Annotated in this window: 12 protein-coding genes and 3 pseudogenes; 4 read left to right on the top strand and 11 right to left on the bottom strand. The window is 44.2% G+C overall.

Annotation, left to right across the window (positions count from 1 at the left end):
* Positions 1-10: 10 nt before the first annotated feature.
* The 7 genes and pseudogenes from AACS00_RS05370 to AACS00_RS05395 all read right to left on the bottom strand — a co-directional run bounded on the left by AACS00_RS05370 (position 11) and on the right by AACS00_RS05395 (position 6,315).
* Complete coding sequence (locus AACS00_RS05370) at positions 11-985, bottom strand: alpha-L-glutamate ligase-like protein (protein ID WP_072669567.1); 975 nt, start codon at positions 983-985, stop codon at positions 11-13.
* A 1-nt stretch (position 986) separates the two neighbouring features.
* On the bottom strand, positions 987-2,495 hold the full coding sequence (locus AACS00_RS05375; protein WP_110166727.1) for an inactive transglutaminase family protein: 1,509 nt from the start codon (positions 2,493-2,495) through the stop codon (positions 987-989).
* 8 nt (positions 2,496-2,503) lie between these two features.
* A pseudogene (locus tag AACS00_RS16730) lies at positions 2,504-2,953 on the bottom strand (ATP-dependent zinc protease family protein); the annotation flags it as partial.
* Positions 2,954-3,066: 113 nt separating this feature from the next.
* Positions 3,067-3,256: pseudogene (locus AACS00_RS16735) on the bottom strand (ATP-dependent Zn protease); the annotation flags it as partial.
* Positions 3,257-3,413: 157 nt separating this feature from the next.
* The gene (cmoB, locus tag AACS00_RS05385) at positions 3,414-4,385 is read right to left on the bottom strand and encodes a tRNA 5-methoxyuridine(34)/uridine 5-oxyacetic acid(34) synthase CmoB (RefSeq protein WP_110166729.1); all 972 of its coding nucleotides are present in this window, start codon (positions 4,383-4,385) and stop codon (positions 3,414-3,416) included.
* Positions 4,386-4,492: 107 nt separating this feature from the next.
* Positions 4,493-5,221, bottom strand: coding sequence for a carboxy-S-adenosyl-L-methionine synthase CmoA (cmoA, locus tag AACS00_RS05390; protein ID WP_004395102.1), 729 nt, complete (start codon positions 5,219-5,221; stop codon positions 4,493-4,495).
* Positions 5,222-5,412: 191 nt separating this feature from the next.
* Complete coding sequence (locus tag AACS00_RS05395) at positions 5,413-6,315, bottom strand: DUF72 domain-containing protein (protein WP_072669563.1); 903 nt, start codon at positions 6,313-6,315, stop codon at positions 5,413-5,415.
* Between the two features lie 322 nt (positions 6,316-6,637).
* On the opposite strand from AACS00_RS05395, the gene aspS reads away from it, so the two are divergent.
* On the top strand, positions 6,638-8,413 hold the full coding sequence (aspS, locus tag AACS00_RS05400) for an aspartate--tRNA ligase (RefSeq protein WP_110166730.1): 1,776 nt from the start codon (positions 6,638-6,640) through the stop codon (positions 8,411-8,413).
* 163 nt (positions 8,414-8,576) lie between these two features.
* Positions 8,577-9,155 carry a thymidine kinase gene (locus AACS00_RS05405; RefSeq protein WP_110166731.1) on the top strand — a complete coding sequence of 193 codons (579 nt, stop codon included), beginning with the start codon at positions 8,577-8,579 and terminating at the stop codon, positions 9,153-9,155.
* Positions 9,156-9,235: 80 nt separating this feature from the next.
* Here AACS00_RS05405 and AACS00_RS05410 read toward each other — a convergent pair.
* The 3 genes and pseudogenes from AACS00_RS05410 to AACS00_RS05420 all read right to left on the bottom strand — a co-directional run bounded on the left by AACS00_RS05410 (position 9,236) and on the right by AACS00_RS05420 (position 11,053).
* Positions 9,236-9,865 (bottom strand): annotated as a pseudogene (locus AACS00_RS05410) (YdcF family protein).
* Positions 9,858-10,688: an NAD-dependent epimerase/dehydratase family protein gene (locus AACS00_RS05415; protein WP_110166732.1), complete on the bottom strand. Its 831-nt coding sequence runs from the start codon at positions 10,686-10,688 to the stop codon at positions 9,858-9,860. Before AACS00_RS05415 ends, AACS00_RS05410 begins: the two are co-directional and overlap by 8 nt.
* 128 nt (positions 10,689-10,816) lie before the next feature.
* On the bottom strand, positions 10,817-11,053 hold the full coding sequence (locus AACS00_RS05420; RefSeq protein ID WP_110166733.1) for a TIGR02647 family protein: 237 nt from the start codon (positions 11,051-11,053) through the stop codon (positions 10,817-10,819).
* A gap of 251 nt (positions 11,054-11,304) precedes the next feature.
* On the opposite strand from AACS00_RS05420, the gene focA reads away from it, so the two are divergent.
* Both focA and AACS00_RS05430 read left to right on the top strand, forming a co-directional pair.
* The gene (gene focA / locus AACS00_RS05425; protein WP_072669557.1) at positions 11,305-12,147 is read left to right on the top strand and encodes a formate transporter FocA; all 843 of its coding nucleotides are present in this window, start codon (positions 11,305-11,307) and stop codon (positions 12,145-12,147) included.
* A 242-nt stretch (positions 12,148-12,389) separates the two neighbouring features.
* The gene (locus tag AACS00_RS05430; RefSeq protein WP_072669556.1) at positions 12,390-12,776 is read left to right on the top strand and encodes a DUF2750 domain-containing protein; all 387 of its coding nucleotides are present in this window, start codon (positions 12,390-12,392) and stop codon (positions 12,774-12,776) included.
* 113 nt (positions 12,777-12,889) lie between these two features.
* Here AACS00_RS05430 and AACS00_RS05435 read toward each other — a convergent pair whose 3' ends face one another.
* Entirely contained in the window at positions 12,890-13,678 is a 789-nt protein-coding gene (locus AACS00_RS05435; protein WP_072669555.1) for a peptide ABC transporter ATP-binding protein, read from the bottom strand.

Genomic DNA, 13,678 nt, shown 5'->3' on the forward strand with positions numbered 1-13,678 from the left:
CAACGGGGGATTAAACGTTATTTAGTCCAAATTGTTTCGCGGCATAAGCGACTCGCTCAGCTGGGGTCGGATAAATCAACGGTGAGCCGATACTTTCAATATGCTGTAACCTCGGTAGTAACCCTGCGCCATTAGCGGTTTGAATCGCTAAACCTGGGCGGGCATTAAGCTCAAGCACCATTGGGCCTTCTTCTTTATCCAGCACCATATCAGTCCCAATATAACCTAAACCGGTCATTTCCCATGCACTGGCCGCTAAGGTTAATAAGCGTTCCCAATGCGGTACCGTGAGCTCAGATAATGATTTACCGGTATCGGGATGATGAGTTACTGGGCGATTGAACTGTACGGCACGTACTGCTTTACCGGATCGGATATCGACCCCGACGCCTACTGCTCCCTGATGTAAGTTAGCCTTGCCATCTGAAGCGGAGGTAGAAAGCCGCATCATTGCCATTACTGGGTAGCCTTTAAAGACGATGATCCGTACATCGGGAACGCCTTCATAGCTGAAACCATCAAAGCAGTCATCAAATTTAATTAGGTTTTCGACCACCGCGACGTCATTTTTACCGCCCAGTGAGAAAAGACCTGCTAAAGCGTTGCTAATGTGTCGCTCAACATCCTCTTTATTAATCGTCGATCCAGAAGGTTTGGTGTAAAGGCCATCTTGGTGGGAAGTGATGACTAAGATACCTTTGCCGCCACTGCCTCGTGCCGGTTTGATGACAAACCCCGGCCACTCCTTAACCATTTCGTGGATGCGTTTAACATCCCCTTGGTTGCTGATCACACCAATCAGTTTTGGCACCGTACAACCTGCGCGTTGAGCAATCAGCTTTGTTTGCAGTTTATCGTCGACCAGAGGGTACTTGGAGCGATCGTTATAGCGACCAATATAGCTATGATTACGCTTATTCATGCCCATGATCCCCTTACGGCGCAATTTGAAAGGGGAGGTGTATTCAGAAAGAGAAAAAAACATATTAATCTCCGTCTACCAAGGGTTTAAAGCGACGTAGTTCGGTTAAGCGATAACCGGTATACGTTCCCAATAATAAAATGCCCGCTAAGACAATTAGCTGTAATCCAATAAAGTTGAAGGTTAAGTGCTGCACATAAGGGTTAGTCATGGCTAAATAAATCAGCACGGCAGTCAATAAAGAGCCGCCACCTTGCAGAATCACTTCTTTAGCGCCTTCCTCTTCCCAGAGGATTGACATCCGTTCAATGGTCCAAGATAAAATGATCATCGGGAAGAACGTAATCGTTAAACCTTCGGTCAGGCCGATTTTGAAGGCAACCACAGTGAACATTGAAATGATCAATATCACCGAGATGATCACCGCCGATATTCGAGCGACCAGCAATAAGTTTAGCTTGGAGAGATAACTACGAATAATTAAGCCTGTGCCGACAATCAATAAAAATCCGATGATCCCAGTGGTTAATTGGGTCTGTACAAACGCGACGGCAATCAAAACGGGCATAAAAGTCCCCGAGGTTTTTAAGCCAATGATCACACGTAAAAAGACCACAATCAGTGCACCGATAGGGATCAACATGATATTTTTGAACATCGCTTGTTCTTCAAGCGGTAAGCTATGAATAGACAGATTTAATAATCCATCGGCGCTGACTTTGCTGTTGGTCGCCTGTTGAGGCGAGACATCTTGCGCAATCATAGAGAAATGGACTTGGCTGTTTTGCCCACCCATCACATCAAGTAAAGAAACATTCGATTCATCCCACACCAACAAATTGGGTTGAGTCGGTTGAGTGCCAGTTTCTGGATTAAACAGCACCCACTTATTACCATCCCAGACTTGATTCATATGTTGGATCGATTGGCGACGACGCCCATCTTCAAGGCGAATGACGCCGACCACTTTATTGGGGATTTGTGCATAAGAGAGGAGTTTTTGCGCCGCATCCACTTTACTCATTCTATTAAGCAGCAATGCAGCATTTTGATTTTCTGCTTCGTTGAGCGCTTTAATCAGTTCGCGAGTAAAGGTTACGTCATTCGCGGAGCGGCGGTTAGCTTGCTCGATAAGTGCAATGGCTGAGGTTTCATCCGGACCGTCAAATGTCGGCCTAACAATAGGCGTACTCGGAGGGACGGGCAGCGCGTTAGCTTGTGGGTCTACTAAGAACTGGGTTTTGTAATAAATGGTCTGTGGGCCTTTGGCTTGACGAATTGTCCACTCTGCACGGCGACCACTTTCCGTGGTGACATAAGAAATACCGTAACCCGGAGAAGAAGCATTTTCGCCAATCAGCGTAAAGCCATCTTGAGTATGAGGTGCAGCGAGAGAGACTTTGACTTCTCGGCCTTGCGCGTTAAATTCAATGCGCGCTTCAATGTCCCAGACTTGGCGAGTTTCACCGGGTGTCCATGGTACACCATAGCTTTGATGACGCATGACACTTAAAGTAATCCCAACCACAATCAATAAGAATATGGATAGATAAAACGGAATTCGTGACGTCATAATGGGCCTTATTTTGCTTTAGTTTCTGTCTGAATGTATTGACGGCTTACATCCACCACGGCTATATCGCGAATAAATTCCCGACCTAATAAAATAGGATGGGTCATTTGTGAGCGATCAGCGAGGGTAAATTGAGATTTTTGATGAATAGGCCCCAATTTCACCCATAATTCGACCACAGCACGGCGCTCGGTTTGTTCGTTGGTGGATTGACGAATACGAACATAGCGGAGAATAGGGGCTTCTATCCAATTACTATCGTCTTTGACGCTATTATCGCCAGTAAGGTGGAATCGTACCCAATTTTTGCCATTGCGTTCAAACTCTTCAACGTCTACCGCATTCAGCGAAGAAGTCGCTGCACCAGTATCAATTCGAGCATCAAATGACTGTTTAATACTGTCGATGGTTACGCGTTCTATTTCACCTAATACCAGATCTTGACGGGGTATCGTTTGAGTAGCATTCACCGTAACGAGTGAGTCAGCAGATTGCGATGGTTCATTGATGATGATCGGTCGGTTGGCGAGGTTTTTTAGCTCATACATCTCATTTTGTAGACCAGAGACTTTACCTTCAAGGCTATCGATATAATCCATCTGATTGCTGATATGGAGTTCTAAATTAACAATTTTATTAGCAATGTTCGATTCAGATTGGTGAAGTGCGGCCAGCGTAGCCTGATGATATTCATCTCCCTTCAATAGGGTGCAGCCTGAAAGTAGGCTTAGTGCGACGATGGGAGCTATTCGCTTAAACATTGGCAACCTTAATTATTATGTGATGGTTTCATTCGTTATACCCTCGATGACTTAAGGGATGATCTCGATACTTAAGTCATCGATCAGCGCCTAGCGGCGCTGATCTCATCCATTAGGGTAGACTTATCCGTAGCCTGACGAGTTAAGGCTGTGTCAATTATGGTTTCTGAGCAATTAAAATTGCTCGACGTGGTGCAGGGTAGCCTTCCACGGTTTTACTGGGATCCTCATTATCCAGATAATCAGGTAATGAATTATGAGTCATCCACTCGGTACTGCGTTGCTCATCTTGCGAGGTGATGTTCTCATCGACAATCTTTACCTCTACAAATCCAACTTTTTCTAACCAACCTTTTAAGGCCAGCGCTGATGGGAAAAAGTAGACATTACGCATCTGAGCGTAGCGATCAAAAGGGACGAGAACGGCATTTTCGTCACCTTCAATCACCAGTGTTTCTAAGACTAATTCACCACCGCTAACCAGTTGATTCTTCAATTGGAGAAGGTGATCCAGTGGTGAACGACGATGATACAATACTCCCATACTAAATACAGTATCAAATGCTTGTAATTCAGGGAGTTGTTCAATACCAAGCGGCACCAAATGGACACGTTGATCGTTATCCATTAATTTACGCACAGCTTCAAACTGGATTAAAAACAACTCAGATGGATCGATACCCATCACCTGATACGCACCTTCGCCGAGCATGCGCCACATATGGTAGCCATTACCACAACCAACATCCAATACTGAACGGCCTTGAAGAGAGGAAATGTGAGGTAGAAGACGATCCCATTTCCAGTCGCTGCGCCACTCAGTATCAATGTGAATGCCATGCAATGAATAAGGACCTTTACGCCATGGATGGAGCGTTTTTAATAGGCTGGTTAGTTTTTTTTGCTCGCCTTCAGGCAAAGGTTGAGTATTACTCACCGACACCGACTCTTTCAAGTCAATATGATCTGGGCTCGCCTCTGGAATTTTTTTTAAAGCACGTAACCAGCGCTCCATATCCCCATGATGTTTCGCTTGCCATTCAGCAAGTTGTTTCGGTAACACCTCTAACCAAGGCTGTAAACGGGTGTCTTGCGCAATGCGCTGATAAAGTGGACCAAAATTAAACATAATTATCTATTCCTAATGAGTACAAACCTCATGGTAGAGAACCCATATCTACCATGAAGGAAAAAGCGTGCTGGTTATTTGAGGTAATCCCACAAAGTACGATTCAGTTATTTGATGGCGAACATCGACCCAAAATTAAAACATTGGAACCACATTTCATAGCTGGAAAAACCTAAGGCTTTAAAGCGTGCTTTGTGAGCTTCTATTGAGTCTGGGCGCATCACATTTTCAATAGCACTGCGCTTTTGGCTAATCTCTAATTCGCTGTAACCATTGGCACGTTTAAAGTCATGATGCAAATCAATCAGCAGCTCGTGGGCCGTTTGATTCGGGAAAATAAACTTTTCAGAAATAATCAGTATGCCGCCACTACGTAATCCAGCATAAATATTTTCCAGTAGGCGATAACGATCGTCAGGAGATAAAAATTGCAGTGTGAAGTTAAGCACCACCACTGAGGCATTTTCAATTTGGATATCACGAATATCCGCTTCGATAATCTCGACTGGCGTATCAGAACGGTAAGCATTCACGTGCAGTTTACAACGTTCCACCATCGCCGATGAGTTGTCGACGCCGATAATTTTACACCCTTCTTGTTGGATATGACGCCGCATCGATAGGGTCGCTGCACCTAATGAACAGCCAAGATCATACAAATTGGAGTGCGGCTTAGCAAAACGTTCGGCGAGCATACCAATTGCGGAAATAATATTACTGTATCCCGGAACCGAACGCTGAATCATATCGGGGAAGACTTCAACCACTCTCTCATCGAAGGTAAAATCACCGATTTTATCAATAGGAGCGGAGAATATGGTGTCTTTGTTGGCCATGAGTAAACCTTATGCACGCTTGATTTCACCTGTCCTTTATAACTATAACCTTATTACGAACTTTATTACGTAGTAGGCATAGCCTCGTTAATAATGAGGAATAAAGTGACTGGTTGGATAAAAAAGTGAGGCATTTTATGAAAAATTTGATGGCCTGTCATTATATACCCAGAGTGGGTCACAAGGTGTCGTCAAAAAATCGACATTTGCTGACTATTTTGGGCAGGAAAAGCAGTTAAGTCTGGTAACACCGTTTGATTGGCAGCGCTTTCGTTGAGAAGTGCATGGCGAAGACGGGTTTGTAGCTGTTGATATAAATCAACGGCAAGTTCTGGAGCGTAAAAATTATCTGGCGTATGAATCATCAGATAGGGTTGTTTTCCGGCGGCGATCCATTGAGGTAACTTTTGTAGCCAAGGCTTAAAAAAAGCGTAATTCGCGGTTAAATCAGGATGGCCGATAAAGCGAATCATGGGGTTATCGGCCGTGGCTAATGCGTGGACGGGTACTTTCGGCTTTTTCTTTTGTGCATCAATAATCGTTTCATTGCTTGGCTCGGCAGCAAAAACAGGGCGGCTATCCATAATAATTCGATTGATTCCCTGTTCAATCAACCATTGGTTAAAACGGCGCTCTTCCTCACCTTTGGCAAAATAGTCACGATGACGTACTTCTACCGCTAATGGGAAATCTTTGGGGAAATAACGGCAAAACTTTTGTAAATGACCAAAATGCACGGCACTAAACGAAGCCGGCAGTTGTATGGTCCATAAACCAATTCGCTGATGCAGTGGAGCCATTAATTGTAAAAACTGTTTGAGTTCGCCTTGGCATCCAACCAACTGATGCTGATGGGTAATACTTTTCGGTAGCTTAAATGTAAACCGAAAATGGTCATGGGTTGCGGCTCGCCAATTATTCACCGTTTGTGGCGAGGGCGACGCATAAAACGTCGTATTACCTTCGACGGTGTGAAAAACGGTTGCGTAGTGCGCTAAACGATCGGCCGCTGAACTACCAGAAGGATAAAAACGCCCTTGCCAACCAGCGTGTGACCATAGGGTCAGTCCTAGACGTAATGGTAAGTTTGTCATTGTCACGATTTGTACTCTTTTGACTTCCAGTGATAGAGGTATCTCTGTGCTGATGAGGTTTTTCTTGTCGGCGAGCATGAGTTCTTTGAAGAATACGTTATTTTAGCGTTATAATCAGCGCCAATTTTATTACTGTCGATGCTTTGTGCATATTTTGCTTGATTATTGTACGGAAAAAGCAGAGCAGAGGAAAACACAGCAAAATTGTATTCTGGAAGGTCGATTTTCAACTTTTTTCAGCGTATAAATGGAATCATGCGCCGCAGCGAGATGCTCTGCGGCTAGGAATAAGATGAATTAAATAGAGGTTGGGAATTTCATTATGCGTAGCCATTATTGTGGTCACCTGAACAAGTCCCTTGTTGGACAAACAGTAGAACTTTGCGGTTGGGTTAACCGCCGTCGTGATTTAGGCGGTCTGATTTTTATTGATATGCGAGATCGTGAAGGTATCGTTCAGGTTGTTGTCGACCCCGATATGGTGGATGTATTTAACATCGCAAACCAAGTACGTAATGAGTTCTGCATTAAATTAACCGGTGAAGTCCGCGCTCGTCCAGACAGTCAAATCAATCAAGATATGGCAACGGGCGCAGTGGAAGTGCTGGCTAAAGACTTACAGATCATCAACCGCTCTGAAGCTTTACCTTTAGATTCTAATCAAAAGAATTCGGAAGAGCAGCGTCTCAAATACCGTTATTTAGATCTGCGTCGTCCAGAGATGAGCGATCGGATTAAGTTACGAGCTAAAGCGTCAAGTTTTGTCCGTCGCTTCCTTGATACACATGGTTTCTTGGACATTGAAACACCAGTATTGACCAAAGCGACACCAGAAGGTGCGCGTGACTATCTCGTCCCAAGTCGAGTGCACAAAGGCAGTTTTTATGCGCTACCTCAGTCTCCTCAGTTATTCAAACAGTTACTAATGATGTCTGGCTTTGACCGCTATTATCAAATCGTTAAGTGTTTCCGTGATGAAGACTTACGTGCCGATCGCCAACCAGAATTTACTCAAATCGATATTGAAACCTCATTTATGACGGCGGATCAAGTACGCGCTGTAACTGAGAAAATGATTCGTGAGATGTGGCTAGAACTATTGGATGTTGATTTGGGTGAGTTCCCAGTCATGCCGTATAGCGAAGCGATTCGTCGTTTTGGTAGTGATAAGCCTGATTTGCGTAACCCAATGGAACTGGTTGATGTCGCAGATTTACTGAAAGACGTCGATTTTAAAGTTTTCTCTGGTCCTGCCAATGATGAAAAAGGCCGCGTTGCTGCGCTTCGCGTACCTGGTGGTGCAGCACTATCGCGTAAGCAAATTGACGAATACACCGCGTTTGTTGCTATTTATGGCGCGAAAGGTTTAGCGTGGTTGAAAGTTAATGATCGCGCTGCTGGTTTGGAGGGTATCCAATCGCCAGTCGCTAAATTCCTAAATGCAGAGATTGTGCAAACTATTATTGAGCGTACTCAAGCAGAGAATGGCGACATCATTCTTTTTGGCGCAGATAATGCCAATGTTGTCGCGGAAGCGATGGGTGCTTTACGTCTTAAAATAGGCAAAGATTTGGCCATCACCAACGGGGCAACTTGGGCACCATTGTGGGTTGTTGACTTCCCTATGTTTGAAACCGACAGCGAAGGCAATGTTGCGGCGATGCACCACCCATTCACTGCTCCGTTGAATATGACGGCAGAAGAATTAAAAGCTAGCCCAAGTAATGCATTGTCTAATGCTTACGATATGGTCTTAAACGGCTATGAAGTTGGTGGTGGCTCTGTTCGTATTCATGATGCGACCATGCAATCAGCGGTATTTGATTTGCTGGGTATTGATGAGCATGAGCAACGTTTGAAGTTTGGTTTCTTGTTAGATGCACTAAAATACGGCACACCACCACACGCTGGTCTTGCATTTGGCTTAGACCGTTTAGTGATGCTGTTGTGTGGAACGGAAAACATCCGTGATGTGATTGCTTTCCCGAAAACGACCGCCGCGGCTTGTTTATTGACGGATGCGCCAAGTGTGGCTAACCCTGCCGCCCTTGAAGAATTAGCGATTGCCGTGACGGCAGCTAAAGAAAAAGCACAGTAAACGATGATCGGTTAATGATAAGAGGGTGGCTTTGGCCGCCCTTTTTGATCGTAAACATTCGCCTTAATCTATCGAAAAGCACCCTCATTGCTAATAAGCGTCCACATTTGATGATGGTTTGCTACAATGGCGCGCTTTTTAGTTTTAATAGGAAACCTCTCCGTTGGCTCAGATGTATTTTTATTACTCCGCAATGAACGCGGGTAAATCAACCACCTTATTGCAATCGTCGTTTAACTACCAAGAGCGGGGTATGACCCCAGTAATTTTTACCGCTGCTATCGATGATAGATTTGGGGTGGGAAAAGTCAGTTCACGGATTGGCCTTGAAGCCGATGCTCATTTATTTGATGAAAATACCGATTTACTGAAGGCGATAACTCAACTCCATACTGAACAAACTCGGCATTGTGTTCTGGTTGATGAATGCCAGTTTTTAACTCGTGAACAGGTTTATCAATTAACGGAAGTGGTTGATAAATTAGATATTCCAGTGCTGTGTTACGGTTTACGCACTGACTTTCTCGGTGAGTTATTCGAGGGAAGTAAATATCTATTATCGTGGGCGGATAAACTGATTGAATTAAAAACCATTTGTCACTGTGGTCGTAAGGCGAACATGGTGATTCGGACTGATGAACATGGCAATGCGATTAGCGAAGGTGACCAAGTCGATATTGGTGGTAATGATCGCTATGTCTCGGTATGCCGTCAGCACTATAAACAAGCGCTTGGGCGTTGAGTTCTATTCACGACATTCTTTGCAGTCAATCATCTCAATAGACTAGGGGCAAGTCTTCATTTGCCCCTAATCATGAATGTTTAAAACAACCGCTTAAGGGTTTGATAAGCTTGCTGCACTTCATCGGGGATCGGTTGTGGGATCTGAAAACCTCGTGCTGGGTAATCCAACAAACGTTGAAAATCGTCCAGTAAGGCATGGAGTACTACATCGAGTGTCAGGGATTCGGTCAAGTAATCAAAAAAATCTCCGCCAGAAGAGGTCACTTGCAAAGACGTCAACGTTGCTGGCCATTGTTTAGTAAAGGTCGCGAAAGCACGCCGCTCCATATATGGCTTATGCACAATCAGTAAACGTTAAGCCTGAATACCTTTCTCACTAAGTAATTGATGACTCAAACACACATTCTCACCACTATGGGTGGCTTGAGTTTCTAATAAGATTGCAGAACTGGGTAAGCCACACTCTTTAGCGACCATCGCGAAGGTTTCTGCTTCACTGTACTCAAATAAATCTTCCGTAAAACGCCCTTTATCGCCAGAGAATAATACCCAAGGTGCCAAGCCCTTTTGATATAAATCTGCAGCAACTTCGGCAACGCGTATATCATTGCTACCTGGAACAATGATGACATCCGCAGATTTTAACTCGTGTTTCATCTGCATAAATTGCCACAGAGTTTCTAAATGTTGATAAAGACGTTTACTCATAGCCGTGCAGCGCCTCTAATGTATTAGCGTAGTGAAAATGAAATCCCATCGTGATCAGCTTATCACTGACAATTCGTTTATCCGGTAAATGAACAATCGGTGGTAAAGGATGAGACGATTGGACTGCAGACAAAGCCGCTCGGTAAAACTCGGCTTTATTAACGGTTGTCGGTGTGGTGACATTAACAATTTGGTTGCTAATCTCCGTCAGCGCAAAAGTAATCGCTTGTAATACATCGTATTGATGGACCATATTGGCGGGCGCTTTATCGCTGACTTGAGAAAGACGAGCCGCAAAGCGAGCAGGGTGACGATTGGGACCGATTAACCCGCTGCAACGCAAAATAGCATACTCGATACCGCTATCGATCACGGCTTGTTCGGCGCATAGCATGATTTTGGCTTTCTCTGAAAACATAGGGTTTTGTTCACACTGAACTAAAGAGGCATCTTCTTCCCGCATGATTTGTGCCTGATCCGGATAAACACTGGTGGAACTGATCATGATGATTTTGCGAATACCCGCTTGTTGTGCCGCATGAACTAAAGCTTGCCAGCTTGTGTGATAATCGCTGCCTTGACCTTTGCGAAAACCGGGAGGAAAGCAGCCAATCAGTGCATCGCAACGAAAGGTCAGTAATTCTTCGGTAAGTCTAGAGGCTTCTGGTAATTGACAAACAAAACCATCCACACTTTGTGTGTGCAATTGCTCGACACCTGATAGATTGGTGCGGCTGGCACAAACGTAATAATTTTGTTGCTTGAGATGTTGAATCAGTGGTTGGCCCAGCCAACCTGCACCGATAATGGCGATACGTTGCATACGATTACCTATTGGTAGGGGGGTGTTAGAGAGCTTGTCACTGAGAGGACAATAGCGTTAACCCCAAAACCATCGTGAATGATGAGCTGAAAGTTAACGTTATTATCGCATGGTTTGATGGAAGAAGATTAAGCGTGAGTTAACACATGCAAAAGACGTTGAGTAAGTTCAGCCATTTCAATCCCTTCGTGAGTTAAATAGCCACCATCCGGTAAGCTGCATAAGCCCTTTTCGTGAAGCCGTTTAGCTGCGGCTTGGAGTGCTTCTGGAGCATCGCTGTGTACCTTGATACCCGTTGCTGCGCTGCTGACATCAAATTGAATCAGCAGATTTAACTCGTCTAGGTGCTGTGGAGAAAATTTCATCGTAAACCCTTACTATGGTTGATTTAAATTCACCTTAATCGGCGAAAGAAAAAGACGCAATCATAAACATAGAGAACTGTTATCTTAATCCATTATGGGCTTTTTTTATCCAGTTCAAGGACCGAGAAAAAGCGGCATGCATCGGGATGTAAAACATTTTTAGTAAACGGCCATAATACCCCTTGAACAAAAAAGGAAATAGAGCGATTATCCGCCACTCTTTTTACCTGTATCAAAATGTAACATTAATTATGGATCTGAACCAATTCGACTCTTTGCTTCCCCCACAAATGGCGGAACGTGCTGCCGTCACTGGAGAAAGCAAAGCCACTAAACCTATGTATAAATCGTTTTTGTTGGCGATTTCTGCTGGCATTCACATCGGTATCGCTTTTGTGTTTTACACCGTAGTAACCACTGGCGCACAAGACATTCCCTACGGTATTGCTAAGCTTATCGGAGGAATCGCCTTCAGCCTGGGATTGATTTTGGTGGTGATCACGGGGGGAGAACTCTTTACCAGCTCGGTGTTAACCTTGGTCGCTAAAGCGAGTGGGAAAATTTCTTGGCCACAGTTAGTCAAAAACTGGATCGTGGTCTATTTTGGTAATTTATGTGGTTCAGTGTTGCTCGTAGCGATCATGTTATCAACCAAGCAGTTTATGGACGATGGTGGGCAATTGGGGCTCAATGCTATGGCGATTGCTGAGCATAAGCTTCATCATGATTTTTTACAGGCTTTTTCACTTGGGTTGATGTGCAATATTTTGGTCTGTTTAGCCGTATGGATGACCTTCAGCGCTCGCTCTTTAACAGATAAAGTTATGGTGCTGATTTTACCCGTGGCGATGTTTGTTTCTTCGGGGTTTGAACACTGTATTGCGAACATGTACCAAGTGCCATTAGCGATTGGTATCAAATATGTAGCTCCTGAGGCTTTCTGGCAGATGACTGGAGCAAATGTTGCTCAGTATGCGGACTTAACCATGATGAACTTTATTGTCGATAACTTAATTCCTGTCACCTTAGGCAATATTGTCGGTGGTGGTGTGTTTGTGGGGATTTGGTATTGGTTAATTTATCTCAAAGAGTAGGTTTTTATCGTTTGGTTGGTTATCCACATTTTCTGTGGATAAGTGCTTTCAAACTCAGTGCGTAACATTAACTAAATGATTTTTCGTGTAAATCATGCACGAAATCTGTGCAGTGACAGCACCGTTAGTGAGCAAGATAAAGCGGTGCGGGTGAATTTTGTGTTGTCGCGATGGCGGAAACGGAGCTGGTGTAATGATGAAATTACGGTATCATTTTGGGCTTAAAAAAAGCGGAGTATATTATGTCTAATTCACTTAGTGCCGAACAAATCGCTGCCGTCAATCAGTATGATTCTGAACAACGTTTAACGTATTGTCTTAAACACATTGTGGCCAATCAGCAAATCTGGATTTTAAAAGATCAAGATGGCTGTGTGATGCTCAATACTGAAGACGAAGAGTGTGTGCCCGTTTGGCCACATCGTGAGTTAGCTGAGGCATGGGCCACTGGTGAGTGGGCAGAGTGTGAAGCGCAGTCGATTCCTCTTAACCAATGGCGTAGTCGCTGGACTCCTGGATTGGCAGATGATGATCTTTCGGTTGTAGTTTGTCCGAATGAAAATGAAGAAGGGGTAGTTTTATTTCCCGATGAATTTGATAGAGAATTGGGCAAACAAAAGTCTGCTTAATACTGTGATAGAGAGAACAAAGGCCCAATAATTTGGGCCTTTGGTTTATTCGATAGGGTATTCCATCAGTGATCACCACAGTTAAATACTACTTTATGTTATCCGTTAAGCCGTTACTTAAAGTTCGGTGCTTTTTGAAAATGGCTTTCAATCATCCGTTGAGTGATGGGGTGCTGGGGATCAGCTAAGACTTGTAAAGTGTCACCTGACTCAACAACTTCACCCTCATGCATGACCATGATTTTATCCGTGATATGTTTAACAATGCCAATATGTTGTGAAACATAAATAAAAGAGACGCCCATTTCTTCCTGTAACTCTAAGAAAAGGTTGATGATTTGTGAGCGCATAGCCATGTCTAGACCGTTTAACGCTTCATCAGCAATGATTACCGAAGGTTGTAAAATCAGCGCCCGAGCCAAACAAACCCGCTGTTTTTGCCCGGTAGCTAACATTTGCGGATAAAAGTAAGCATGTTCAGGAAGCAGGCCTACGCGCAGCAAGGTGTCTCTTACGCGATTCATTCGTGCTTCTGGTGTCATGCTGGTGTTACGTTTCAGTGGGCCTTCTAAAATTCGACCTATTTGTAGGCGCGGATTTAGCGAGGTATTTGGATCTTGAAAAATCATCCGAATTAATTTGCAACGTGTACTGTAATCTTGATGCGCCAAACGCTCGCCATTAACAAAAATATCGCCGCCTGATGGCTCTACTACGCCCGCTAACATACGTGCTAGGGTCGATTTTCCTGAGCCATTTTGACCGATGAAACCGATGGTTTGTCCAGCTTCTAAGCTAAAGCTCACTGGTTTGACCGCATGGTGAATGGTTTTACGAAACAGACCAGAGCGATTCACAAAATCTTTGGATAATTGATGAACTTCTAGCAGTGAAGCGCTCAT

The sequence above is a fragment of the Vibrio sp. 11986-1-5 genome, from assembly GCF_963878025.1.
Classification (GTDB): domain Bacteria; phylum Pseudomonadota; class Gammaproteobacteria; order Enterobacterales; family Vibrionaceae; genus Vibrio; species Vibrio injensis.

Bases quoted from the DNA above. Each gene is read 5' to 3' on its own strand.
- AACS00_RS05430 (WP_072669556.1), top strand. From the start codon at position 12,390: ATGTCTAATTCACTTAGTGCCGAACAAATCGCTGCCGTCAATCAGTAT.
- AACS00_RS05395 (WP_072669563.1), bottom strand. From the start codon at position 6,315: ATGACAAACTTACCATTACGTCTAGGACTGACCCTATGGTCACACGCT.
- AACS00_RS05420 (WP_110166733.1), bottom strand. From the start codon at position 11,053: ATGAAATTTTCTCCACAGCACCTAGACGAGTTAAATCTGCTGATTCAA.
- AACS00_RS05375 (WP_110166727.1), bottom strand. From the start codon at position 2,495: ATGACGTCACGAATTCCGTTTTATCTATCCATATTCTTATTGATTGTG.
- cmoA (WP_004395102.1), bottom strand. From the start codon at position 5,221: ATGGCCAACAAAGACACCATATTCTCCGCTCCTATTGATAAAATCGGT.
- AACS00_RS05415 (WP_110166732.1), bottom strand. From the start codon at position 10,688: ATGCAACGTATCGCCATTATCGGTGCAGGTTGGCTGGGCCAACCACTG.
- focA (WP_072669557.1), top strand. From the start codon at position 11,305: ATGGATCTGAACCAATTCGACTCTTTGCTTCCCCCACAAATGGCGGAA.
- cmoB (WP_110166729.1), bottom strand. From the start codon at position 4,385: ATGTTTAATTTTGGTCCACTTTATCAGCGCATTGCGCAAGACACCCGT.
- AACS00_RS05435 (WP_072669555.1), bottom strand. From the start codon at position 13,678: ATGAGCGCTTCACTGCTAGAAGTTCATCAATTATCCAAAGATTTTGTG.
- AACS00_RS05370 (WP_072669567.1), bottom strand. From the start codon at position 985: ATGTTTTTTTCTCTTTCTGAATACACCTCCCCTTTCAAATTGCGCCGT.
- aspS (WP_110166730.1), top strand. From the start codon at position 6,638: ATGCGTAGCCATTATTGTGGTCACCTGAACAAGTCCCTTGTTGGACAA.